Consider the following 22,736-nt stretch of genomic DNA (forward strand, 5'->3'; position numbering starts at 1 on the left):
CGCCCGACAGGGCCCCCGCCCAGGGCCGCCGCGCAGGCACAGCCACCTCCGCACCGCAAGAAAGGGCGAGCAACGATGACCGAGCAACCCACCGTCCGAAGCGTGACCTACGATCTGCTGCGGACCCTCCGCCTCACCACGGTCTTCGGTAATCCCGGCTCCACCGAGCAGCCCTTTCTGCAGGATTTCCCCGAGGACTTCACCTACGTCCTGGCGCTGCAGGAGGCGTCCGTCATCGCGATGGCCGACGCCTTCGCCCAGGTGACGCGTCGCCCGGCACTGGTCAACGTGCACTCCTCGGCCGGGCTGGGAAACGCCGTGGGCAACCTGGTGGCGGCCTACCACGGAAACACGCCCCTGATCATCACCTCGGGACAGCAGCATCGGGAACTCGTGATCGGGGAGCCGTATCTCGGCAACCGGGAGTCCACCACGCTGCCGAAGCCGTGGGTGAAATGGTCCTATGAGCCGGCCCGCGCCGAAGACGTCCCCGAGGCCTTCATGCGGGCCTACGCGGAGGCGTTGCAGCCGCCGGCGGGACCGGTGTACCTGTCGATTCCCATGGACGACTGGAAGCGGCCGCTGTCCGGCTTCACCCGGATCCGGACCGTCAGCGACCGCGTCACCCCCGACGCGCAGCGCCTGCGGCTGTTCGCCGATCGCATCTCCGCCAGCCGACGTCCCGCGCTGGTCTTCGGGCCGGAGGTCGACCGCAGCGGCGGCTGGGACGCGGCCGTCGCACTGGCGGAGAAGCTGCGCGCTTCCGTCTACGGCGCCCCGCTCCTGGACCGCGCCTCCTTCCCGGAGGACCACCCCCTCTTCCGCGGCCCGCTCGGGATGTCCGTGAAGACCGTCGGCGACCGGCTGACCGGGCACGACCTGGTGGTCGTGATCGGCGCGGAGGTGTTCCGGTACTACCCCTACGTGCCCGGCGACTACCTGCCCGAAGGTACGGAGCTTCTGCAGATCACCAGCGATCCCGGGGTTGCCGCGGCGGCGCGTGCGGGCGACAGCCTCCTGGGTAATCCCGCGACGGCGATCGAGCTGCTCCTGGGCATGGTCACGGAGGGATCCGCACGCGCCATGCCCGAGCCGATGGCGCGGCCCCGTGAGCTTCCACAGGTGCCTAGCAGCCCCCTTACCCCGCCGGAGGTGTACGCCGCCCTCAGCAGGGTCAGGCCGCCCGACGCGGTCATCGTCAACGAATCGACGTCCACCATGGCCCAGCAGGTCGAGTGGCTTCCGACGGTCAGGTCCGGCTCGTTCTTCGCCACGGCCAGTGGGGGCATCGGCTGGGGCACCCCGGCAGCGGTGGGGGTCGCGCTCGGCGACCGGGACAGCGGCGTCGACCGGCCGGTGGTCGGCCTGATCGGCGACGGCTCCTTCCAGTACTCCGTGCAGGCCATCTGGACGGCGGCGCAGCACAACCTCCCGATCGTGTACGTGGTCATGCGCAACCACGAGTACTCCATCCTCAAATCATTCGCGGTGCTGGAGGAGACTCCGGGCGTTCCGGGACTCGACCTGCCCGGGCTCGACATCGCCTGCGTGGCTCGCGGCTTCGGATGCCGCGCGGTCGACGTAGAGACCACTCAAGACCTGGAGCGGGAGTTCAAGGCGGCCCTGACCGCCGACACCACCACGGTCATCGTGGTCCCCACTCAGTCTGAGAAAGCCATGTTGTAGGGCACGAGCACGCACGATCCGAAGCCGTTGGGCCGACTGCCGCCTGCGAGCGGGTGGCGAAAAGGCTCGAAAGCCGTCGTCAGCGGGTGCAGCGAATCGGCGGTCCGCCGCCGGGTACCTCGGATGTCGTCAGCGGCGGCCAATGACGCATTCGTACGGTCGGCCATTTCATTCGGGGCTGGTGCGAAGGAGGGTCGAGCCGAGGTACTGAACGGCACGCAGTGCGACTTCCAGATCGGTGTGCCCTTTCTGGACCGGGTGCCCCATGATTTCCTCGGCTTTCCGGATGCGGTACTGCACGGTGTTCTTGTGCAGAATTTGAGCGCTGCCGGTAGCGGTATAACTGCAGCCGGTGTCCAGGAAGATCTGCGCGGTCTCCCGAAGCCGTGCGGAGTTCTCGTCATCGACGGCCAACGGACCCAGGACGCCCCACACCCAAGCGCGCATGTCGTCGATGTTCGTAGCCATCAAGGCGATGGGAGCGACATGGGAGAAGTTTGTGAACTGGGGGGCTGGACTGGCCGCTTCCGCAAGTTCCTGCGTGCGCAGTGCCTGCTGGTGTGTGGAGCGGAATCCCTCGATTCCATACCCCACGCCCCCAGCGCACACGTGCAGGGAAGGATCGCTGTGCTCGACCACATTCGACACCTGTTTCCAGGAGACGGCGCTGTGCGAGCCGAGCGGCACCCAAGCCCAGGAGAGAATTGCATCTCGGGGGACGAACAGCGGCCTGGCAGGGCAGCCCAGCTTCTGGGCGATCTCGTCGGTGATCCGGTGGAGTCGAGCAAGTCCCTCACCCCCGCCCGTCAGCGTGGGCAGCCAGGCCACCAGCCCGAGGTGATTCTGCCGGAGCCGGTAACCAAGAGCCGGTTCAGCCCAGTTGAGGTCGATGTCCTTCTCGGTGAGGATGTCTCGCACGCGCGCAGCGCGCGCCGCGGTCTGGCTGAGCAGCCAGTGATCGCGTTCCTGTCGGTAGACCACGATGACATGCTCGGTTACCCGGTCGATGTAACCGAAGCTCACCTCCAGCATGCGCCGGTTGGTCGCCGTGGAGACATCCTCGTCGGCGCCCTGTCGGTTGAGTTCGTCCAAACACCACTGCAGAAAACGCCAGTGGCCGATCCTGTAGGCCCTGACCATCGCGTTGAGGGGGATACCCCTCTGAGCCAGCCTCCTGGCGTACTCAAGAGCAGCTGCAGGCCCCTCGATCTTGTCCAGAGGTATGTCGTTCTCGAAAATGTGCAGCAACGTAGCGACATTTTCCGCGACGCTCGCCTGCAGGATTTTAATGACGGTTGCGTCGCCCCTGAGCTCCGGGATCTCTGCAATAACAAACTCTCCTATGTCGCGGCCGACCTCCGGGAGGTGTGACCCTACGTTCTCCGCGATCACGGAAAGTTGTTTTGAGGCCTCTGGATGCTCCGCAGCCATACCTGAATCCTACAGGGCGGTCCGTGACCCATCCGCTTCTTCGGGACGCGATAGGCCGCACTCCGGCGAGCCTGCGTGAATACCGCCGACGTATTGGTTCATCGGCACCAATTCCAACCCGAAGGTCGTACTGCGCGCCCAGTGGTTGTTGTGCGGTCCACGCCTAGCCTCTGGTTACTGACGGGACCCTCCGGTGCGCGATCTGGGGGGATCGACTCGCCTTCAAGTCGTTCTTCGGAAACGTCCTAGGGGTGATCGGCGTTGACCGATATTGTCCGATCCAGCCTCACAGAGGCGCTGGGCCCTGGAGAGGTGCCCGACTCTGCGATTGCGATGATCGACGGCGAGGGGACGGTGGTCGGTGGGACGAACACCGCGCAGCGGCTTGACGGTTACTCGGCCGGGGAGGTGGTGGGCCGGCCCGCCTGGTTCGTGCTGCCGTTTCTCCAGAACGCACCGCAAGTATGGGCGGTCTGCGAGCAGCGCCGCGCCCGGGGCAGCTGGTCCGGCCCAGCGACGATCCATCACCGCGACGGCCACACACTCCACGTAAGCCTGCATGTCTCGCTGTTGTGGGGGCGCGACGGAGCAGTCCACTGGCTCGTCACCGGCACCAATATCGCCGCCCTTTCCGCGGTGGAGATCGCCGGATCGGTGCGGGAGTCGCTACTCATCCGCACACCGATCGGCATCGTGGTGCGTGACTTGGAACTGCGCTGCGCCTGGGTCAGCGACGTCAACGTCACCCTGCTCCTGGCCCGGACCCGTGCTGTGAGCCCGTGCCAGACCGTGGCCTGGGACCTGCCCTGGGACCCGGCCGTCGTGAGGATTGCCCGCCGCTTGGTGACCCGGCAACTGATCCGGTGGGGACTGGAGAGTCTGGTCACCGACACGGTGCTGATCGTCGGCGAACTGGTCACCCACGCGATCCGTCACGGCGCCGGGGCCATTGCCCTGCGTCTGATCAAGCACCAACTGCTGAGCTACGAAGTCTCCGAAGCCGGCAGGACCTGCCCACGCCTTCGTCACACCCGCAGCACGGACGAGGACGGCCGCGGCATCCTCCTCGTCTCCCAGCTGTCGCGAAGGTGGGGCCGGCGCCGGATAACGGGCGGCAAGGTCGTCTGGGCGGAACAAGAGCTGCCCCATCCCGTCGAGGGCGAGAGCGACACCGGCATCCTTCCCGACCTCGCTGGGGCTGCGTGGCCGAAAGACCCAGAAAGTCGAGGAGAGGAGCTGACGTGAACCTCGCATCCCACATGGTGAGCAGCGCTCGGACTCATCCGGATCGCGCCGCGCTCCGCCTCGGGGACGCCGCTGTGTCCTATCGCACGCTCGACCAGGGCACTGCCCGCATGGTCGGACTGCTCCACGACCGTGGCGTGAAGCCCGGCGACCGAGTTGCGATCATGCTGCCCAACGTGCCCGAGTTCGCCCTCGCCTACTTCGGCGTACTCCGGGCCGGCGGCATCGTCGTCCCGATGAACCCCCTGCTCAAGTCCCGCGAGGTCGCCTACTACCTCGGCAACTCAGGCGCCCGGCTGCTGTTCGCCTGGCACGCCTTCGCCGACGAGGCACGGACCGGTGCGCAGCAGGCCGAGGCCGACGCGGTCGTCGTCAGTTCCGGCGCATTCGACGAGCTGCTGGTGTCCGCCCCACCCGTCGAGGACCTGACCGACCGGCACGAGGACGACACAGCGGTGATCCTCTACACCTCGGGGACGACCGGTCAGCCGAAGGGCGCCGAACTGACCCACGCCAACCTCACCCGCAACTGCGGCATCGTGGCCGCCGAGCTGCTCCAGCTCACCGCCGACGATGTGATCTTCGGTGGGCTGCCACTGTTCCACGCGTTCGGACAGACTTGCACGCTCAACGCTGCCGTCGCCTCCGGCGCGTGCCTGACGCTGCTGCCGCGCTTCGACGCCGGGAAGGCACTAGGAATCCTCGGCGAGCACGGGGTGACCGTCTTCGCCGGGGTGCCGACGATATTCAGCAGGCTGTCGGGGCAGCCCGACCGAGACGCCCACGACGACTCCCGGCTGCGCGTGTCCCTCACCGGCGGCGCGGCGATGCCGGTCCAGGTGCTGCACGACTTCCAGGCCGCGTTCCACTGCCCCGTGCTCGAAGGGTATGGACTGTCGGAGACCTCGCCCGTCGCCTCGTTCAACACCCTGCAGGCCGGACCCAAGCCCGGTTCGGTCGGCACCCCGATCCGGGGCGTCGAGATGCGGGTGGTCGACAACGGCACGGAGGTACCGCAGGGGGAAACCGGCGAGATCGCGATCCGCGGGCACAACGTGATGAAGCGGTATTGGCAACGCCCCGAGGAGACGGCCGCCGCGATCCGGGACGGTTGGTTCTACACCGGCGACCTCGGCCGGGTCGACCAGGACGGATACTTCTGGATCGTCGGACGGAAGAAGGACGTGATCATTCGGGGCGGGTACAACGTGTACCCCCGCGAAGTCGAAGATGTGCTGTACGAGCATCCGGCCGTCGCCGACGCCGCGGTCATCGGCCTCCCCAACCCCGATCTCGGTGAGGAGGTCGGGGCGGCGGTCGTTCTCAAGCCGGGAGCCCGAACGACGGCCGAGGAACTGCGTGAGTACGTCAAACGTCAGGTCGCCGCCTACAAGTATCCGCGGAAGGTATGGATCGCGGACGCGCTGCCAAAGGGACCCACCGGCAAGATCCTCAAGCGGGAGATCGTCCCGCCGCCCGAGCTGGACAGGCGATGAGGCGATGAGGCGACTGGGCTGGCATGGGTCTGCGATCTGTCTGACGCCCGAGCCGGTGTGTGCAGGTGCGCCGGTTACGGATGAGGGCCCAGAGGACAGCGAGGGGAGGGGGACACCAATTGGAGCTGCGCCACCCGTGTTTCTGTGGTGCTCTCTCAGCGGCTGACACAATGAGGTGTGCAGGCACTCATGCGCCGGGGTCTCATCGGCGATGGGGGAGCCCGCACGAGTCCCGGCGACCGCTTGGGCCACGACGGCAGCAATGGCTCGATCAGCGCCCACAGTTCGTCGTCCACGATCCGCGGCACAATGGTCCGACTGCTCGGCCCAGTCGTAGTCGCCCCGCATGACCGCCCGCAGCGCGTCCGCGAAACCGAACACCGGTACACGCTGCGCCTCGGTGAGGCGGAAGCCGTCGCACAGACCGGGCAGCAGGCCTTCGAGCACGAGGACCGCTCCGTACGGGAACGGATCATCCGGCACATCTCCTCGACGGCCTCGGCACGGGAGAGGTGCTCCCGCCGTTCCAGAATGAGCAGCAGATTGTGCATCTCACCGCGGGCTTCTTCCTTCTCCGCGGAACAGAGGCTGTTGTGGATGGTGTCCACCTCTGCCGCGATGTGCCGCATCGCTGTCGGAGAACGCCCGCACGACGGGCACGGCGGAGGGTTCCGCCGACCGCCGCAGCGCCTCAACGGTGCTGCCCACGAGCTCCCGCGCCCTCATCGGCCCCAGTGGCGAGCGCCAAGCGGGAATCCGTCATGACCGTCACGCTACGAAGCGAACTGTCATGATTCCGGCGATATTTCGGCACACGCTCTATGCGAGAACGTCAGGTAAGTCAGGAAGAAGCGGCGTCGGAGGAGGTCGAAGTCGGCGCGTCCGTAGCCTTGGCGTTTGAGGAATTCGACCCTGTTGAAGCGGCCTTCGACCATGCCGCTGGAGCAGGGCATGGTCAGGCCGGCAGTCACGGCGTCGAGGTCCTTGTGGAGGTTGCGGGCGAAGTTGCGCAGGGGGGCAGCTCGCTGTCTCGGCCGCCTTCGTCCAGCGCGGCAGCAGGTGGCCGTGGGGTTCTTCATCATCTTGGCGAAGTCCGCGTTGTGCCGACGGAGATCGGCGAGTTCGGGCCAGCGGGTGAGGATGCGCTTGAGGCGGAGCTGCTGGCGGGAGGTGAGGTTTCCGGGGTGGCGGGTGAGCCGGCCGACGATTTGCCGGACGGTGGGCGCCTCGGACCTCTTGGGCGTCGGGGCTTCAGCGGATCGCAGGGGCCGGAGCCGGCGCCGGACGCTGCGGCTGCTGCCGCGATACCCACGGGATCGTCCATGGCGCCCGGGAGGGCCTGGCCGCCACCCGACCGGCGGCCGAGCGTCATGGATTCGGGACGGTGTCGGTGCCGAGGGCCGCGGCCCGCAAAGCGGCCGCGAGGCGGACGACCGGTTCGGTCGGCGGCTGGGGAAGCCGGGCCAGGAGCAGGCGCCGCAGCTCCTGCGGCCCGCCGCGCACCGGCAGGATACGCACCCCGGGCGGCGCGGCGGGGGCCAGCGCGGAGGACACGGTGGTCAGTCCGCAGCCCGCGGCCACGAGATGCAGTTTCGCCAGCCAGTCCCGGGCCGTGTGCACGATCTCGGGCCGCTCGTCCAGGCCCGGCCACACCCCCATGAGCCAGTCCGCGCCGGACGACGGACCGGCGATCCACCGCTGTCCGCGCAGGTCGGCCACGTCGACGAAATCCCCGCGGGCCAGCGGGTGCGCCGCGGGCACGGCCAAGCAGAGGGCGCGCTCCGCGAGCGTCTGCAGCGCCAGCGGGGGCGACTCGGTGTCCGGTGCGCGAAACGGCGGCGCCGACGCCAGCAGGGCGAGATCGATGCTGCCCGCCCGCAGGGCGCGCGCCAGTGCCGGGGTGCCCCCTTCGCGGCTGACCACGTGCAGGCCGGGATCGCTGCGCCGCAGCGCGGCGAGGGCGTGCGGCACCAGGGTCGTGCCGGCGCTGGGGAACCAGCCCAGGCGCACGGTGCCGCCCTGCTCGGGCAGGCCGGACAGTTCGCGGGCGGTTGCGTCGATCTCGTCGAGCACGACCGTCGCGCGGCGCATGACGACCCGCCCGGCCGCGGTCAGCCGTACGCCGTCGCGCCGCCGCTCCAGCAACTCCGCGCCCGCGACCCGCTCGATCGAGGCGATCTGCCGGGACACCGCCGACTGCGTGTACCCCAGCGACGCCGCGGCCGCGGTGAAAGTCCCCTGCTCGGCCACCGCGCGGAACACCCGCAGCGCGGTCAGCGACACATCCGTGAAGTCCATGACGTTCACGCATACTACTCGTGCGCAAGTTTCGTTGGACTCATGGACCGGGCGTTCCTACCGTTGCAGGCATGAACGCTCCCCGAATCGCCCTCGTCACAGGCGCCAACCAGGGCCTCGGCCGCGCCCTCGTCGAAGGCCTCGCGGCCCGCATGGGAACGGACGACCTGGTCCTGCTCACCGGACGCAGCGAGCTGCGCGTCACCGAGGCCGCCCGCGAGGTGGCGCAGCTGCCCGGCATCCGCGCCCAGGTGCGGGGCCGGGTCCTGGACGTCACCGACACCGACGCGATCGGCCGGCTCACCGACGAACTGCAGGGCCAGTACGGCGGCGTCGACGTGGTGATCTCCAACGCCGTCGCCCGCCTGCTGCCGGACGAGTCGCAGGCCGAGCGGGCCGACGAGTTCATCGACGTGTCCAACACCGCCACCCACGCGGTCCTGCGCTCGTTCGGCCCGGTCCTGCGCCCCGGCGGCCGGCTGCTCGTGGTGGCCAGCAGCCTGGGCACCCTCGGCCACCTCGACTCCCGAGTGCGCCACCTGTTCGACGGCGCGAGCCTCGACCAGGTCGAGTACGCCGTCGAGTCCTGGCGCACCGCCCTGCACAACAACACCGCGGAAGAAGCGGGTTGGCCGCGCTGGCTGAACGTGCCCTCGAAGGTGGCCCAGGTCGCCGCCGTGCGCGCGGTCGCCGCCGCACGCCGCGAGCGCGACCTCGCGACCGACACCCTGATCGCCTCCGTCTGCCCCGGCATGGTCGACACCGCGACCTCCCGACCGTGGTTCAGCGACTACAGCCAGGCCCGGTCGCCGTCCGAGGCGGCCCAGGCCGTGCTCGACGTCGTGTTCGCCGAGCACGTCGACCCCGCCCTGTACGGCGAGTTGATCCGATTCGGCAAGGCCCTGGACTGGCACGGCGGCACGCCCCCGGTGGAACAGGACCGCATGCTCACACCCTGAGCAGACCTTGCCCCGGCCTCAACTCGCAGCAGAGCATTAGGAATTCACTCATGCCCCTCCTCACCACGCCCTACGGTTTCTCCAGCACGGCCGCACAGGTCGCGCAGGGTATCGACCTCACCGGCCGCCGCGCGCTGGTCACCGGCGCGTCCTCCGGTCTCGGCGCGGAAACGGCCCGCGTCCTGGCTGGTACGGGGGCGGCCATCACCCTGGCTGTCCGCGACGTGGCGGCCGGCGAGCGCGTCGCCAAGGACATCGCCGAAGCGACCGGCAACCGGGACGTGCACGTCGCCGTCCGTGTGGTCCAGGGCGCGTGGGGGCTCATAGCTTCCCGTAGGGCATCGAGGCCGCGGCCTGGTCGGAAGTGCAACAGGGCGGCCAGCGCGGCGAGTTTCGAGCCGTGGCCGGACGGCGCGATGCCCGTCACGGTGACCGTGCCAAGGACACCGATCTCTGGTGCGCCCTCGTCCGGAGACGGTTCCGGGGCCGGGGCGGGGCCGTCCGGGGATCCTCTCCCGGACGCCCCTTCATGCCCGGCGTTACCCGCTCCACTTCGCCTTTTCAACCCGCGATCGGCTCCACCCGCGGCTCCGCGATTGCCACATAGTCCGCCGTCGCCAGCGCCAGCGAACGGTCCAGCCGGGCAGCGTTGAAGAAGATCTCCGGCTGCTCCAGCAGCGCCGGATCAACGACCAGCTCCAGCGCCTCCTCGAAGGAGAACGGCAGGATCGTGCCACTGACACTGCGCGCCAGCCGCTCCGCGACCTCCGGCGTCGCGAACCCGGCGTACGAGCCGCCCATCAGCGCCTTCACCGCCCCCAGATCGACCCGCCGGTCACCCGGCACCACCGCCAGCACATAGTGCTTGGACTTCTTGCCCAGCTTGACCATCACCACGATGCACTTGGCGGCCTGCTCGACGGCGTTCCCACGCAGCGCACTGACCGCCTCCGTCGCCCCCTCCTCGGCATGCTCGTAGATCCGGAAGCGCGCCCCGCGCTCCTCCAGAAGTCCGATCAGCTTGGTGTACGTCTCGTGCCCAGTCACCGTTGTCCCCGCTCCCACTCTCTCGGCATCACGCCAGGAATACATCGGTGAAGGCGGCCCTGGTGGGGGAGCCCTCCCGACGGTCCAGCACAGTGAAAACAATACGGTCGAACCACCCCGCGAACGGCCGTCGTTCAGCAGCGCTGCGGCGAATGCGCCCCCCTTGGCGGAGGCGGGACCGGCTCAAATCGCGGACCCTACAACTCCTTGTAGGGTCCGCGGAATCGTGCGCACCGGACGGCCTGCGACCTGCGGTGTTGCTGGCGGTGCGCATTGCGGCGCGCGGGGGCTGTCGGCGGCCGATGCGCAATCGGCCGGGACCAGGCCGGGGCACGGCCGCACGATCCCGTACTGCCGGCCCCGTACAGTCCCAAGACATCAGGGAATGGGCGTGGCGCAACGGCTACGACGCTCCCGAGCGCGGCCGCATCCCCGCAGCCGTCCGAAAAGCGTATGACGCTGCGCACAACTCATCCTGACCCCAAAGGGGTGAGCATGCCATGAGTGCCTGGAACGTATGTGTTCCAGGCCCTCATTCGTCTCCCTGCGAGACCGGCGCACGCGTAAGACCCCTTGCATCGACCACCCGGGATGCCACCGGCGGTAGCGCGGTCACTTGGGGGAGCATCACGTCGTACTGGAGCAAGGAATCACGAGCCGGCCCTTCCCAGCCGGAGGCAGTCCGCGCAGCGTCGGGTGGTCAGGCTGCGCCGGGGTCGAAGCTGCCGCCGGTCAGGGGCGCGCGACGTAGGTCGGCGTAAGCGCGGACGGTGACGCCGGGCTGGCCGGGGGTGTGCCACGGGGCGGAGGGGCCGCTGGAGAGCCTCGCCCCGCACCCAGCCGCGGTGCCGACGGCAGCGGCACCCGGTCGGCCCGGCGGTGCCGGCGCTTCGTATGCTCGCAGTGCGGGGAACGGAAGCCGACCACTTCGGAGGCGAACGACCATGTCGGAACAGCGTGTTGTCCTGGTGACAGGCGGGGGAACGGGAATCGGGGCCGCCACCGCCCGGCTGCTGCGCACCGCCGGGCACCAGGTCGTGATCTCCGGACGGCGGCCCGAGCCACTGCGCCGGGTGGCCGAGGAGACCGGAGCGCTGGCCCACCCTTCCGACGCCGCCGACCCCGATGCCGTGCGCGAGCTCGTCGAGACGACGGTGACGGCCTACGGGAGACTCGACGGTGTGGTGCTCAACGCCGGAATCGGGCGGGGCGGCGCGGTCGGCGACACCGCGGTCGAGGACTGGGAAGAGCTGATACGGACCAACCTCACCGGCCCGTTCCTGCTGCTGCGTGCCGCGCTGCCGCATCTGCTGGCGGCCCGCGGCGCGGTGGTCGCGGTCGCCTCGGTCGCCGCGCTCCGCAACAGCGTCGGCAACGCCGCCTATGCGACGTCCAAGGCGGGTTTGCTCCACCTCTGCCGCTCCCTCGCCGTCGACTACGGGCCGCAGGGGCTGCGGGCCAACGCGGTGTGCCCAGGCTGGGTGCGTACGGAGATGGCCGACCAGCGGATGGCGCGATTCGCGGCGGAGGCCGGGCTGGCGGGCGGTGCCGAGGCGGCATACGAGGAGGCGAACCGGCTGACTCCCGCCGGGCGGCCGGGTGATCCGGAAGAGGTCGCCGAGGCGATCGACTGGCTGCTGTCGCCCGCCGCGTCCTACGTCAACGGGGCCGTCCTCACCGTCGACGGCGGGGTGACCACGGTCGGCGTCGGCGGTGCCGCCTTCGACTACCGGATCCAGGCGCGCACCCCGCGCCCGTAGCGGACTACCAGACAGGGCCGTTGCACAGGGCCCGTGGCGGGGCTGGAACCCATGGCGGGGCCAGGGCCCCAGAAAGAGGCTGGGCCTGGACGGCGCCCCAACGGCAGCCGTGCTCGTCGCCGGGGATTTCGATGCCGGCGGCGCGGGCGAGGCGTCAGGTACAGCGCCCCTTGCGAGGGCTGCGGGACGGGGCTGGAGCGCTGGGGCGTCCACGGCCTGATCGGTAGCTCGTTGCGGTGGGATGTGGAGTCCGTGTGCTCGGCGTGCGGGCAGGGCCACCCCTCTTGGAGAACCGTGACCACCGCAAGCACCCACGTACCCATGCCACCCCACACTCCCTCAGGGACATCACGCTCAGGGGAATATGAGGCGGCGCCGCATCTGGAGACCGTCCTCGCCCGGGGGATGCTCGACAGGGCGCTGCGCGCCGCTGGCATGCCGGTCGACACTGCATCCTGCAAGACCGGCTCGGGCGCCTGGTACATCTCCCTCGGCCCCATTGACCTCCGCACCGCCATCGAATTGGGGACGCAGATCCGTCAATCCACCGCGGACCTCTACGACGCCGTGGCTGATCTCGAAGACGCCGTCGCGCAGGCAGGTCTGGAGCTTCCCGGACTGGCCGTACACCGAGGCCGGATCGAACTGGGCTCGATCCCGGTCTCCACCGCGCAGGCGCTGGCGAGCCTACTGGGCAGCGCACCGCAGAGGCATGCGCCCGTGCCTCCGCCGTGTATCCCGCCGCCTTCGCCATACCCGCCCGCGTTCGTAGCCTCGCCGCGGACCCGCGTACGGGGCTGGCTGAAGCGTCTGCGCGGCCGCCGATCGGTCATGACGTTGCGTCGGTCAGCCATGGCCGATCCGTCCTCCTGGGATGGCCGACCCGGATTCCCCAACCGGCCATCGGCCACCGGCCATGACGTGCGTCCGATCGGCCACGGCCGGCCACCGACCAGTGGGTGGGTATGCCATGCTTGGCTGAATCCGACGCGGTTCGCCCGAGTCGGAGGCCATCCAGGCACCAGGATGGGGCGCCATGAGTGCTGACACCCTCCGCCGTGTAGTGATCCTCCGTCACGCGAAGAGCGACTGGCCGCAGGTAGACGATCACGAACGTCCGCTCGCAAAACGCGGTCGAAAGGATGCGCCCGTCGCCGGCCGCTGGCTGGCAGGCTCCGGCATCACCCTGGACCTGGCGTTGTGCTCGACGGCTGCGCGCTGCCGCGAGACCTGGGAGCTCGCTGCGCCCGAGCTGTCGGAGAGGCCCAGGACGTCATACGAGGAACGCCTGTACGAGGCATCGCCGGGTGAGCTGATTGCTGTCCTGAACGAGGTATCCGACGAGGTCCACGACCTGCTGCTCATCGGGCACAACCCCGGGGCACAAGGTCTCGTCGACCTCCTCGCGAGCGAGGCAGAAGATGACGCGCTGGCACGATTCCAGCGCGGCTTCCCCACATCCGCGATCGCCGTACTCACCCTCAACGGCTCCTGGCAGGGCGTTGAACCGGGTGTCGGGCGGCTGGTTGCCTTCTGGGCCCCGCATGCCTAATTGACCTCCCCCCCTGCCCAGCGTGCCAAGCCGCTGCCCCACGCCGCGCCGGGTGCCGAAGGCCTTCCAACGGCACCCGGCCCGTCATCCGCTCGATTCACCGCTGCTGTCGAAACCCGCGAACAATTCGACGTGGCCGCAACGGCCCGGTGCCTCCCGAACTGCTGCCGAAGTGCTGCCCGTTCTCGCTCTCGCGGACAAGGCCACGCACATTTCCCTGGAGCGGGCGGGCCGCAGCCGAGAGCAGTGAACGGAAGCGGCGACAGATCGAGCGTTGGCCCACAGACGGCGCGGCCAGCTCGGAGGACAGCTCAGCTACTCGTGAGCAGGGCCGCGCCCAGAGTGCCGACGATCAAAAACGGCCCGAAGGCCAGCGTGCTCTTGCGGTGTCCGCGCCGGGTGAGCAGGAGCAGAATCGCCACCGTGGCGCCGAGGAGATAGGTCAGAACGAGCGCGAGGACTGCGGCCTGCCAACTGCGCCACCCGAGCACCGCACCGAGAGAGATCGCCAGTTTCGCGTCACCCAGCCCCATCCCGCACAGCGCGAGCACCGTGAACAACCCTCCAGCCGCAGCCGCGACGGTCACGGCGCGCAGAAGGCTCCTGGCCTCGTGGTGAGCGGATGCGGCGGTGAGCAACGCCAGCGTGCCGACGGCGGCAGCCGGCGTCAGAAGGTTCGGCAACCGCTGCACCGCGCTGTCGATCAGCAGAAGACCGGCGCCGAGAAGAGCGATCCAGTACTGGGCGGCGGCGTACCAACCGGCGGCGCCACCAGCCGCGACCACAGCGAACGCGGCGGCGGTGGTGAGCTCCGGCAGCCAGGGCGCACACAGCCGCGCACGGCAGTTGGGGCAGCAGCCGCTGGGCGGCAGCAGCCGCAGGGCGTGCGGGCCCCACGCCGGCACCGGCCGCGGTGAGCAGGCCGGGCAGGTGACGTCGGCGGGCTGCCCGGCCGGGACGGCGAGAGCGACGACGACCGGGCGCAGGGCAGCTCCGGCCACAAGGCCCACAAGTGCGGCCAGCAGCTGGCTGAGCATGCGGTGCCCTCTCGTGCTGCGCCGCCCGGTGCGCGGCGGCCCGGGTCGGTCAGGCGGACTTGCTGAGCTGGGCCAGGATTTCGGCGGTGGACTCCTCCATATCGACGCCCAATTCCATGTTCAGAGTGTCGAGTTTCTCCGCGGCCCGCTCCAGCGCGTCGTAGTCGCCGAGGGCGTTCGCCGGCGCGGCTGGTGCGGCGGACCGACGCATCGACCAGGCCGCGGCCGTGGAGCACCTCCAGCTGCCGGCGGATGTCGCTGGCAAGCGGCCTCGGCGCGATTCGCCGACTGCACCAGCGATGGCCGGGCGAGGGCGGACATGGAGTGCCGACCGAGCCCGGCCATGCACGGGCTTCTCCATGAGCCGTGGCTCTGACTCGACTCTTGGGGTGGGCGACGGCAGGGTGCCGACTCGTGCGGCGCTCCAGGTAAAGGGCTCGCCCGGTACAGGCTGCTATCTCTACCCTGACCGGAGCGGGACTGCGCAGTTCCCGTAGGTTGCGGAGCCGTGGCAGAGCGGCCCATTGCGATCGGCGTGGGCGAGGCTCCGCTCACGCCGACTGGCGGGGAACGGGCGGGCCTGCCCCTCCCCATGTCCGCGGGTTCGAATCCCGCCGGCACCGCAGCCGACCAGCACCGCGTCCGCACAAGATCTTGCCTCGTGGGATCTCGCGCTCGGGCAACCGCACCACAGAAGCTGAGCCAGCTGGGTACCTGCGGTGTCAGTGGCGGCTGCCAGGATGACGCTCATGACGATCAAGGATGTAGCCCGGCATGACGTGAGTGAGCAGCGGATCGAGCAGGCGCTGGAGGACATCTGGCGGCGGGCCCACCACCGCTGGCACACGATGCAATACGACTGCTACTCCGATGAGGAGCTGCAGGCAATGCGCGACGAACTCCTCGACCACATAGCCGCCCGCACGGTGGCGGGCCCCGAGCCCGGCACCGCCCCCTCACGCATCCTGCGCACCGCGGCCGAGTGCGCCCTGGGACTCCTGAGCCTGGGCTGCTATCCGAACGGCGATCAAGAGATCTCCTTCACCCTCATCGGCGAGAAGCTCAGCAGCGAAGATAAAGACTTCGAGGCTGTGGTGGAGAACGCAGCCACCGCGAGGACCTGGCTGGACGCATTCGCGTTGTCTGTGATCAGCGGCATGGTCTGGGAACGGGACCTGGTCGTCGGGCTGCTGCTGCGCGGCGACTTTGCGCCTGACATCCGTGGCGGTGTGCCGCACTCGAAGCTGGAATCGAAGTCTGACCCGGGCGAGCTGGCGGAGATGGACGCCTTGTGCGGCTATCTCACCCAGGCCGAAGGGCATCTGCCCCGGCACTGGCCGTCGGTAACGCTATGCAAGCCGACCGCCGACGAACGCGCCCAGGCAACGCGGCAACTGGATGCCCTCGATGCGCTGACGCCAGATCAGCGCCTACTGCGCGTGCTCTTGGAGGATGACCAGTCGGCTTTCGAACAGGCCCTGGAGCATCGCCTGGTCCAGCACCGGGAGAGCGCACCCTCCGATGCGGCGCCCCGCAGTCTCCTGCCGCACAAGACCATCGCACTGGCCGCACTGGCAGTCCAAGTACACGGCTGGGACTTGCGCGTCCAATCTGCCTACCTGCCGTTGGCCATGCTGAGTTCCCCGGAAGACGCGCCGTCGGTCAGTGGCTGAACCGGTGCCCTCACCACTGTCTCGGGCGCTGCCCCAGCATGAGTCTTGACCGTCGACCGGCTGGCTCGCCCCGTCCAGGTCCTGTCCTGCCGATCATGAGCGGGGCCGGAGCCGGTGGGTGCTCCCGACTCCAGCTCACGCCCGGCCTCCGGCCCCGCCCCGGCCCGTTCCCATCCCGTCCCCATCCTGTCCCGCTCCCGTTCGGCCCGGTCCCGTCAACAGGGTGGCGATCCGGCGCGGCCACCGCGCGGGCGACAGCGACTGGCTCGCCCTATCCGCTCAGCCCCACGACGCCCCAGCCCCGCCGGGCTGCTTCGGTGAGGACGCGGCCCCACTCCTCCAACAGGTCGGTGAACGCCTCGAAGCTGGGGAACCAGCGCGCCGCGGGAACTGCGGCATGCTCGTTAAAGACCCCACGCAATCTGCCCAGTTGAGGCCGAACCTCTTCCCATGTCGCGGCCAGTTCCCGAACGCTGTCTGGCGATCGCGCGACCAGGAGGCCGTCGGAGACTCCTGGTTCATCACAGAAGAAGCCTGGATCCGTGTGCTCCGCCTCACCGTCTAACCCATTCCAGATCAGTCCCAGCAGAAAGGTGTCCAACCCGGTCCGCACCATCGGGTCGGCATGGTCGCGGAGGGACTCCCACTGTTCCCCGACCCAGAAGTGGGGCTTGAACGAGCCACAGGTGCGCAGGAACTCGTAGATGGCGAAGAAGGAAGCTTTGGGCCCCAACGGCCATTCCCAGTCGCCCTTGACCGCCGGTGCGCCGCGGTCCCACAGGCCCGTCTCGTCCGCGTACCAGGCATCCTCCAACCGCGACAGCCGCTCCCGAGGTGGCACCTCCCCCAGCCATGACCAGTCAACGATCATCACAGTGATGTCCAGTCCCATGGGGGGAGGCTACTGATTGCCCGGACACGACAGTGCCGGTCATGGACAGCCGTGCTGCTTCTTGGCACCAACCGTGGACAGATGGCCTGCACTGCCGGGCCCCGTATGCAGCAGGCTCTGGCCTCGGGGCTCTGGAGGTGTAGGTTCCGAGTTCATTTGTCGTTCGGCGGCGACGTGACCTGGGGCTTCGGATGTGCTGTCCAGGCTTCTTGTCGGGGTTTCGTCCGGGCTATCTGTCGGTTTCTTCGGCGTATGGTCTCGGCTCCCACGCCGCGTAGAGATTGACGTCGTCGGTTGTCGGGCTGCTTCGCTCTGCCCTCTGTTGCTTTGAGACGGAGCTCTCAGGAGGGAGAGCAGAGCGTTGCATGGGTGGCCGCGCGTGTCAGTTCTGGATGGCTGAGGACGTCGGTGTTGTCGACGAACTGGTCGACGGTGCCGATCGTAGGCAGGGAGCTGATGTCTGGGTCGGTGATGCGGGTGGTCAGCGCCGCGCTGAAGCGTTCGGCGTGCAGGACCTGAAATGGTCTGGTGTGGTAGGGCCGCGTGGCGGGATCGACAGGGTCGGTGAGGCCGAGCTGGTTGTGTGTGGCGGCGACGGCCTCGTAGGCACGTGTCAGGTGGTGCTGGCGGGTGTGCCAGTCGGTGGCGGTGAGGGCTGCGGTGAGGACCGGGGTGAGGGTGGGGGCCTGGGGAGTGAGGGCGAAGGCGCTGCCGAGCCATTTGCTGTAGGGCGGATAGCGGCGCTCCATGAGCAGACAGAGCCGCATCAGGTCGCGCACCAGGCGGGCGGCGACGACAGCGGAGCCGAGTTCGTCGCCCACTTCGCCGCAGCGGCCGACGAAGGCTTCCTCCTGGGAGAGGCGTTGCCACTGGCAGGCGAGTAGGTAGAGCCAGAGGTCGTGGGGATACCAGTCGAGGTTGGCGCGGGCTGGTGCGAGTTGGCCGAGTCCATCGTGGAAGACGGCACCGGCCGTGGCCTCGGCGAGGCGCTGAGTGGGGGTGGCGAGCCAGTCCGCCAGGGTGATGTCCTTGCGCGGGTCGAAGCCCAGGTGCGCGGTGAACCAGGTGCCCAGGTCTGTGACTTCGACTCGGTGGTGGACTGGTCCGTCCGTTGTCTGCATGACCCCGATGCCGGCTTCTCCGGTATGGGCGAAGTGCGTGGGGTAGCCGAGGAAGGTCTTCGGCAGGCGTTCGGAGAGCAGTGCTGTGACCCTCGCGCCGTGGTCGGTGACGTCCTGCGGGTGCAGGAAGATCTGCAGGCGAGGTCCCCACTCGTGGTCGGCGGAGCGGACGGTGTCGAATCCGAGGACTTCTGAGCCGCTGCCGAGGCGGGCGGCGGTGTGCGTAACCCCGGGGGCGGCCTCGTCCAGCAAAGGCCGTACGGCTTCGAGGTAGAAGCGGCGGGAGAGTTCCAGTCCGGGGATGAAGGACGGTGTGGTCATGCTCGGGAGGGTGCCGGATCAGCGTTTGGTCGGTCGAGGGCTTTTCCACGTCCGGCAGGTCGCGGTCGACCGAGCCCGTTATCTAGGGGTTAGAGCCTCTTTCCTCAGCTCAGGCTGCTGATCGCGAGTGCAGGCAGGTTAGGCAAGTCCGGCTTGGCATGTCCGGGAAGGTGTTTCGGTTGAAACACCTTCCCGAACTCGAGGACTGGGGACTTCGGATAGGGATCACTTTCCGTGGCGAACTGCCACCGATGGTGGCGGCGGGTCAGCGTTTGACCCGGTTACGGACGGCCAGGACGGCGAGGGTAAGAAGCACGGGCTCGGTCAGGCGTGAGGACATCTCTATGTAGGTGCCGGCAGTAGTCAGGTCCTGGCCGGAGGAGCGGAACACCACCGAGTTGAGCGTGACGTTCAGGGCCTTCTCGAAGCGCTTGCCGGTGAATCGGTTGCCGGTAGGGCTTTGCGGGTCGTCCTTGTCGATCTCGAAGGTGACCTTGCCTCCGCCGGCCGGGACGGTGCCGGTCGCTGTCTGCTTCGGGGTGTTCTTGGCGAGGCCGACGGCCATCAGCAGGACGATGGTGAGGAGCATGGCGGCGCCGAGCCAGGCCAGGGCCCGGGAGGCGCGCAAGCCGTAGCCGGACAGCGCCCAGTACGCGGCCAGCAGCCCCCGTTCACTGCGGGGGATGTCGTCGGCGTGGCGGCGCATCTCCATCTCCCCGTAGTAGAAGTCCGCGGCCCCCGGCTCGTGTTTGCCGTCGAACGTCGCCCCGGACAGCAGGACTCGCCCGGCGCAGACTAAAGGCCCTACGGTCACAGCTTCCTTGAAGGTTGCAGACTCGAACCAAGCGTCGCCTTTGAAGGTCGCCGACTCGAACCCGGCCTTGCCCTCGAACGCCGCCGAGTCGAACCCGGCGCTGCCCTTGAAGGTCGCCGACTGGAACCCGGCGTGGCCCTTGAAGGTCGCCGACTCGAACCAGGCGATGTCCTCGAAGGTCACCGACTCGAACCAGACGTCACCCTCGAAGGTTGCCGACTCGAACTTGGCGCCGCCCACGCGAGGGTGGCCAGTTGCGGGGTCACGGAGGGCATTGAGGAGGGCGCCGAGAAGGGATCCGGTGAAGGAAGTGCCGCGGTGGTCGATGTCGGCGCCGGGGCCAGACCAGCAAGGTAGGCATCGCGGTCGAGATCGGCCAGGTGTGCGAGACACGCAGTGTGACCGGACACGCGAATGCCGGGACAGCCGAAGATGCTTTCTGGGCCGGCACCCTCGCCACAGTGCAGCCAGCTCTGCGGGGTCGGGGACGGTCCGTGGGGTGGCTGAGGCATATCCGCGAGACGATTGCACACGGCCCAGCGGTTGCGGATCTCACCTCTCGCCTATATCCGTTCCTCTCGCATCCGCCCCGGCGAGCGGCACCAGGGCACCCTCCCCGGAACAAGGAGCGCCACGGAAGCCAGTGATCGTGGCTGCCGAACTTGGCTGAAGAGCCTGCGGATACCTGTAAGGCATGCGCGAAAGACGCTGCTTGGCTCTGTCGATGACGAAGAGCAGCGTTTCTCGGGCAGTTCGGGAGGCGCGGACGCCTGACAGCGGGCGTGGGTGTCGATGAGTTCAGACGGCACTCTGCGGCGCCGGCCGGTGCCGTCCGCCGCCGGCATTAGGCGGGTCAAAGACAAAGACGCCGGCTACGGGGTTGGCCCTGGTCTCGTATAGCTACAGCCAGGTGGCGTGTAGCACTGCGTGATGCATAGGTCTGTGGTCGGAGCGAGGGCCAGCGGTGTGTGGCCGGACGGGGCGGTAGACGAGGAGCCGGCCCGGAAAACGGAACCACCACTACCCCCCGCCACCAGCCCGCTTCAACCGAAGACCGCCCTCATGACGCGATTGGGCCTAGGGACTGTCCGGTGGGTCGCATGACCATCACGCCGGTGTCTCGTTCCACTCGGTGTGGGACGGGGTGATCTTTGGGACGGCGAGTGGGGGCGGCTGGAGCCATATCTTCCGAAGAGCGTGGGACGGGGCGGGCGCTGGAAGGACCACCGCTTGGTCATCAACGGGATCCTCTTCCGGCAGCGGACCGGAATCCCGTGGCGTGACCTTCCCGCGCGGTTCGGGAAGCGGAAGACCTGCCACGCCAGGCATCGCAGGTGGTCAGCGGACGGCACGTGGGAGAAGGTCCTGAGGGCCGTTCAGGCCGACGCTGACGCCGAGGGCCGGATCGACTGGAGCGTGGTGAGCGTGGACTCCATGGTGTGCCGTGTCCACCAGCAGGCCGCTGGGGCCCGGCACCGGCCAGCACGGATACCAGGACGGCGCCGTTCTCCTGCCTGGCATCGGGACGATGAGGCAATCGGCCGTTCACGCGGCGGGCTCACAACGGAAGATCCACCTGGCGAGCGACGGAGGCTGCCGACCACTGGCTGTCCTGATCACACCGGGCAGTGGGGCGATGCTCCTCAGCTGATCCCGGTCCTGGACCGCATCCGCGTTCCACAACCGGCTGGTGGACACCCCGGACACGCCCGGACCACCTCTGCGGGGACAAGGCGTACAGCTCCCGCAGGAACCGGCGCTACCTGCGGCGACGGCAGATCCGGCACACCATCCCCGAGCGCAGAGACCAGCAGGCCCACCGCCGACGCCGTGGCAGCGCGGGTGGCAGACCCACCAGCTTCAACCGGGACCGGTACGCACGCGGGAACGAAGTCGAGCGCACTGTGAACGCCCTCAAGGGGTTCCGCGCCGTAGCGACGCGATTCGACATGCGCGCCTACGTCTTCCAGGGAACGGTCACCGCCGCAGCGATCCGGCTCTGGCTCCGCTCCTCCGGGCGGGAGTTGACGGAGGCCGTGGCAGCGGTGGGAGTCGTGGGAGCGACTGGGGCCGGCGCCGGCGGCGCGGGCGAGCCGTCTGACTGGCCGCCTGGCTGGCCGGACGCTTGACCTCAACCCAACTTGACGTATGAGAGTGCAGGGCATGAACCACGACATCGCCCACGCCTCCGCGCTCCCCTTCTCCACCGACTCCCTCGACGGACTCGCCGCCCGGATCGCCACCGGCGCCACGATCGTCGGCATCGGCGGGTCCACCCGCTTCTCCCGCGAGGTCTCCGGCCTCCAGGACCAGCTGTTCCGCCGCTTGGTCACCCAGCACGGCTTCCGCCTCCTTGCGCTGCAGGAGCACGCCGGGGCCGTCGACCGCCTGGACCGCTACGTACGCACCGGCGAGGGCTCCGCCGAGAGCGCGCTCGACGCCTCGTGGCGCCCGTGGCGCACTGCGGAGACGGCCGCGGCGCTCCGCTGGATCCGGGCGTTCAACCGCGACCACCCGGACGACCAGGTCCGCATCGTCGGCACGAAGCCCGCGCAGGTGCAGCACGAGGACTACGACGCCGTGCTCGGCCACGTCCGCGCCGTCGCCCCGGACCGGCTGCCGGAGCTGACCGCGCACCTGGAGCCGATCAGGACCGCGCACGACCTTGACGAGCACGTCCAGCGGGCCCAAGGGGTCCACCCGGGACGGCCGTTCGCCGAGCACGCGCGGGACGCGCTCGCGCTGCTCAAGTCCCTGCCGACGGCGGAGGGGAGCGAGGCCGTGCTTGCGCGGATGCGTCTGATCGTGGACTTCCATGAACAGAGCGTCGCCGGGCGGGGCAGCTTCGGCGGCGGGGACGACGTGGCGGCCGACGCGCTGGCCGGACACCAGCGCCGGACGGGCCTGCGCATGGTCTTCTGGGACGGCATCGCACACACCTCGGCGGCTCCGTTCCGCCTCGGGATGGTCTCCGACGGCGCCCTGATGCCCAGCGTCGGCAGCGAGCTGCGCGCCCGCTACGGGGCGGGGTACGTCGCGGTGGCGATCGGCTTCCACCACGGGGACCTGGGGGTCGTCACCGTCCCGGAGCCGCCCGCGGACTTCCTGGACACCGAGCTCGGCCGGGCGGACACACCCGCGCACTGGCTGGATCTGCGCGGAGAGCACGGGGAAGACGTACACCGCCGCTGGGCGGGCCCGGCGAAGATGCGGGTCATCAGCGGGGTGTACGACCCGGCGCAGGACGCGGACGCCTATCTGAGCGTCGCCTCCCTCACCGCCGCGTTCGACGTGCTCGCCCACGTCCACGAGGCCCGTGCCGCGCACTGGCTGGAGGGCGTGCAGTACTGAGGCCATGGGGCCTGATCCACCGGACAGGCCTTAGTACTGCAACGGTGTTTGCC

At 69.1% G+C, this 22,736-nt stretch carries 21 protein-coding genes and 1 pseudogene; 11 read left to right on the top strand and 11 right to left on the bottom strand.

Annotation, left to right across the window (positions count from 1 at the left end):
• Positions 1-75 precede the first annotated feature (75 nt).
• Positions 76-1,686 carry a benzoylformate decarboxylase gene (gene mdlC, locus KI385_RS43120; protein ID WP_238577426.1) on the top strand — a complete coding sequence of 537 codons (1,611 nt, stop codon included), beginning with the start codon at positions 76-78 and terminating at the stop codon, positions 1,684-1,686.
• Positions 1,687-1,854: 168 nt separating this feature from the next.
• Here the strand turns inward: mdlC and KI385_RS43125 are convergent, their stop codons facing one another.
• Complete coding sequence (locus KI385_RS43125; RefSeq protein WP_238577427.1) at positions 1,855-3,117, bottom strand: PucR family transcriptional regulator; 1,263 nt, start codon at positions 3,115-3,117, stop codon at positions 1,855-1,857.
• A gap of 333 nt (positions 3,118-3,450) precedes the next feature.
• Here KI385_RS43125 and KI385_RS43130 point away from each other — a divergent pair, with 333 nt between their 5' ends.
• Positions 3,451-4,362, top strand: a complete 912-nt coding sequence (locus KI385_RS43130; RefSeq protein WP_238577428.1) for an ATP-binding protein — start codon at positions 3,451-3,453, stop codon at positions 4,360-4,362.
• A gap of 14 nt (positions 4,363-4,376) precedes the next feature.
• The gene (locus tag KI385_RS43135) at positions 4,377-5,858 is read left to right on the top strand and encodes a long-chain-fatty-acid--CoA ligase (protein WP_238578076.1); all 1,482 of its coding nucleotides are present in this window, start codon (positions 4,377-4,379) and stop codon (positions 5,856-5,858) included.
• A 155-nt stretch (positions 5,859-6,013) separates the two neighbouring features.
• Here the strand turns inward: KI385_RS43135 and KI385_RS44860 are convergent, their stop codons facing one another.
• From KI385_RS44860 to KI385_RS43145, 3 genes are all read right to left on the bottom strand, one after another.
• Positions 6,014-6,487: a terpene synthase family protein gene (locus tag KI385_RS44860; RefSeq protein ID WP_425357048.1), complete on the bottom strand. Its 474-nt coding sequence runs from the start codon at positions 6,485-6,487 to the stop codon at positions 6,014-6,016.
• 159 nt (positions 6,488-6,646) lie between these two features.
• Positions 6,647-7,234, bottom strand: coding sequence for a transposase (locus KI385_RS43140; RefSeq protein ID WP_342593543.1), 588 nt, complete (start codon positions 7,232-7,234; stop codon positions 6,647-6,649).
• Positions 7,227-8,156 carry a LysR family transcriptional regulator gene (locus KI385_RS43145; protein WP_238578078.1) on the bottom strand — a complete coding sequence of 310 codons (930 nt, stop codon included), beginning with the start codon at positions 8,154-8,156 and terminating at the stop codon, positions 7,227-7,229. Before KI385_RS43145 ends, KI385_RS43140 begins: the two co-directional genes overlap by 8 nt.
• Positions 8,157-8,227: 71 nt before the next feature.
• Here KI385_RS43145 and KI385_RS43150 point away from each other — a divergent pair, with 71 nt between their 5' ends.
• Both KI385_RS43150 and KI385_RS43155 read left to right on the top strand, forming a co-directional pair.
• Positions 8,228-9,115: an SDR family NAD(P)-dependent oxidoreductase gene (locus tag KI385_RS43150; RefSeq protein WP_238577429.1), complete on the top strand. Its 888-nt coding sequence runs from the start codon at positions 8,228-8,230 to the stop codon at positions 9,113-9,115.
• A 50-nt stretch (positions 9,116-9,165) separates the two neighbouring features.
• A pseudogene (locus tag KI385_RS43155) lies at positions 9,166-9,408 on the top strand (SDR family NAD(P)-dependent oxidoreductase); the annotation flags it as partial.
• A 268-nt stretch (positions 9,409-9,676) separates the two neighbouring features.
• On the opposite strand, the gene KI385_RS43160 reads toward KI385_RS43155, so the two are convergent.
• On the bottom strand, positions 9,677-10,162 hold the full coding sequence (locus KI385_RS43160) for a YbaK/EbsC family protein (RefSeq protein ID WP_238577430.1): 486 nt from the start codon (positions 10,160-10,162) through the stop codon (positions 9,677-9,679).
• Positions 10,163-10,464: 302 nt separating this feature from the next.
• On the opposite strand from KI385_RS43160, the gene KI385_RS44865 reads away from it, so the two are divergent.
• Positions 10,465-10,641, top strand: a complete 177-nt coding sequence (locus tag KI385_RS44865) for an Lsr2 family DNA-binding protein (protein WP_425357049.1) — start codon at positions 10,465-10,467, stop codon at positions 10,639-10,641.
• A 221-nt stretch (positions 10,642-10,862) separates the two neighbouring features.
• On the opposite strand, the gene KI385_RS44870 is transcribed toward KI385_RS44865, so the two are convergent.
• On the bottom strand, positions 10,863-11,108 hold the full coding sequence (locus tag KI385_RS44870; protein ID WP_425357050.1) for a DUF6207 family protein: 246 nt from the start codon (positions 11,106-11,108) through the stop codon (positions 10,863-10,865).
• Here KI385_RS44870 and KI385_RS43165 point away from each other — a divergent pair.
• Positions 11,107-11,922 carry an SDR family NAD(P)-dependent oxidoreductase gene (locus KI385_RS43165; RefSeq protein ID WP_238577431.1) on the top strand — a complete coding sequence of 272 codons (816 nt, stop codon included), beginning with the start codon at positions 11,107-11,109 and terminating at the stop codon, positions 11,920-11,922. The genes KI385_RS44870 and KI385_RS43165 overlap by 2 nt on opposite strands.
• Before the next feature lie 1,036 nt (positions 11,923-12,958).
• Positions 12,959-13,474, top strand: coding sequence for a SixA phosphatase family protein (locus KI385_RS43170; protein ID WP_238577432.1), 516 nt, complete (start codon positions 12,959-12,961; stop codon positions 13,472-13,474).
• A 311-nt stretch (positions 13,475-13,785) separates the two neighbouring features.
• Here the strand turns inward: KI385_RS43170 and KI385_RS43175 are convergent, their stop codons facing one another.
• Both KI385_RS43175 and KI385_RS43180 read right to left on the bottom strand, forming a co-directional pair.
• Positions 13,786-14,511 carry a prepilin peptidase gene (locus tag KI385_RS43175; protein WP_238577433.1) on the bottom strand — a complete coding sequence of 242 codons (726 nt, stop codon included), beginning with the start codon at positions 14,509-14,511 and terminating at the stop codon, positions 13,786-13,788.
• A gap of 49 nt (positions 14,512-14,560) precedes the next feature.
• Positions 14,561-14,776, bottom strand: a complete 216-nt coding sequence (locus KI385_RS43180) for a hypothetical protein (RefSeq protein ID WP_238577434.1) — start codon at positions 14,774-14,776, stop codon at positions 14,561-14,563.
• A gap of 484 nt (positions 14,777-15,260) precedes the next feature.
• Here KI385_RS43180 and KI385_RS43185 point away from each other — a divergent pair, with 484 nt between their 5' ends.
• On the top strand, positions 15,261-16,184 hold the full coding sequence (locus tag KI385_RS43185) for an immunity 49 family protein (protein ID WP_342593516.1): 924 nt from the start codon (positions 15,261-15,263) through the stop codon (positions 16,182-16,184).
• A 271-nt stretch (positions 16,185-16,455) separates the two neighbouring features.
• Here KI385_RS43185 and KI385_RS43190 read toward each other — a convergent pair whose 3' ends face one another.
• The 3 genes from KI385_RS43190 to KI385_RS43200 all read right to left on the bottom strand — a co-directional run bounded on the left by KI385_RS43190 (position 16,456) and on the right by KI385_RS43200 (position 19,572).
• Complete coding sequence (locus tag KI385_RS43190; RefSeq protein ID WP_238577435.1) at positions 16,456-17,076, bottom strand: hypothetical protein; 621 nt, start codon at positions 17,074-17,076, stop codon at positions 16,456-16,458.
• 341 nt (positions 17,077-17,417) lie between these two features.
• On the bottom strand, positions 17,418-18,518 hold the full coding sequence (locus KI385_RS43195; RefSeq protein ID WP_238577436.1) for a DUF4037 domain-containing protein: 1,101 nt from the start codon (positions 18,516-18,518) through the stop codon (positions 17,418-17,420).
• Positions 18,519-18,783: 265 nt separating this feature from the next.
• Positions 18,784-19,572 (bottom strand): pentapeptide repeat-containing protein, encoded by a 789-nt coding sequence (locus tag KI385_RS43200; protein WP_342593517.1) that lies wholly within the window; start codon positions 19,570-19,572, stop codon positions 18,784-18,786.
• Positions 19,573-20,529: 957 nt separating this feature from the next.
• Between KI385_RS43200 and KI385_RS43205 the strand changes: the two genes are divergently transcribed.
• Together KI385_RS43205 and KI385_RS43210 are read left to right on the top strand one after the other, a co-directional pair.
• A complete protein-coding gene (locus KI385_RS43205) occupies positions 20,530-21,240 on the top strand; it encodes an IS5 family transposase (protein WP_425357051.1) in 711 nt (236 codons plus the stop codon).
• A 255-nt stretch (positions 21,241-21,495) separates the two neighbouring features.
• Positions 21,496-22,683, top strand: a complete 1,188-nt coding sequence (locus KI385_RS43210; protein ID WP_238577437.1) for an erythromycin esterase family protein — start codon at positions 21,496-21,498, stop codon at positions 22,681-22,683.
• Positions 22,684-22,736: the final 53 nt, after the last annotated feature.

The organism is Streptomyces inhibens, assembly GCF_022221585.1.
In the GTDB taxonomy this organism is placed as follows: Bacteria; Actinomycetota; Actinomycetes; order Streptomycetales; family Streptomycetaceae; genus Streptomyces; species Streptomyces inhibens.

Bases quoted from the DNA above. Each gene is read 5' to 3' on its own strand.
- mdlC (WP_238577426.1), top strand. From the start codon at position 76: ATGACCGAGCAACCCACCGTCCGAAGCGTGACCTACGATCTGCTGCGG.
- KI385_RS43125 (WP_238577427.1), bottom strand. From the start codon at position 3,117: ATGGCTGCGGAGCATCCAGAGGCCTCAAAACAACTTTCCGTGATCGCG.
- KI385_RS43130 (WP_238577428.1), top strand. From the start codon at position 3,451: ATGATCGACGGCGAGGGGACGGTGGTCGGTGGGACGAACACCGCGCAG.
- KI385_RS43135 (WP_238578076.1), top strand. From the start codon at position 4,377: ATGGTGAGCAGCGCTCGGACTCATCCGGATCGCGCCGCGCTCCGCCTC.
- KI385_RS44860 (WP_425357048.1), bottom strand. From the start codon at position 6,487: ATGCGGCACATCGCGGCAGAGGTGGACACCATCCACAACAGCCTCTGT.
- KI385_RS43145 (WP_238578078.1), bottom strand. From the start codon at position 8,156: ATGGACTTCACGGATGTGTCGCTGACCGCGCTGCGGGTGTTCCGCGCG.
- KI385_RS43150 (WP_238577429.1), top strand. From the start codon at position 8,228: ATGAACGCTCCCCGAATCGCCCTCGTCACAGGCGCCAACCAGGGCCTC.
- KI385_RS44865 (WP_425357049.1), top strand. From the start codon at position 10,465: ATGCGCAATCGGCCGGGACCAGGCCGGGGCACGGCCGCACGATCCCGT.
- KI385_RS43165 (WP_238577431.1), top strand. From the start codon at position 11,107: ATGTCGGAACAGCGTGTTGTCCTGGTGACAGGCGGGGGAACGGGAATC.
- KI385_RS44870 (WP_425357050.1), bottom strand. From the start codon at position 11,108: ATGGTCGTTCGCCTCCGAAGTGGTCGGCTTCCGTTCCCCGCACTGCGA.
- KI385_RS43170 (WP_238577432.1), top strand. From the start codon at position 12,959: ATGAGTGCTGACACCCTCCGCCGTGTAGTGATCCTCCGTCACGCGAAG.
- KI385_RS43175 (WP_238577433.1), bottom strand. From the start codon at position 14,511: ATGCTCAGCCAGCTGCTGGCCGCACTTGTGGGCCTTGTGGCCGGAGCT.
- KI385_RS43185 (WP_342593516.1), top strand. From the start codon at position 15,261: ATGACGATCAAGGATGTAGCCCGGCATGACGTGAGTGAGCAGCGGATC.
- KI385_RS43190 (WP_238577435.1), bottom strand. From the start codon at position 17,076: ATGGGACTGGACATCACTGTGATGATCGTTGACTGGTCATGGCTGGGG.
- KI385_RS43195 (WP_238577436.1), bottom strand. From the start codon at position 18,518: ATGACCACACCGTCCTTCATCCCCGGACTGGAACTCTCCCGCCGCTTC.
- KI385_RS43210 (WP_238577437.1), top strand. From the start codon at position 21,496: ATGAACCACGACATCGCCCACGCCTCCGCGCTCCCCTTCTCCACCGAC.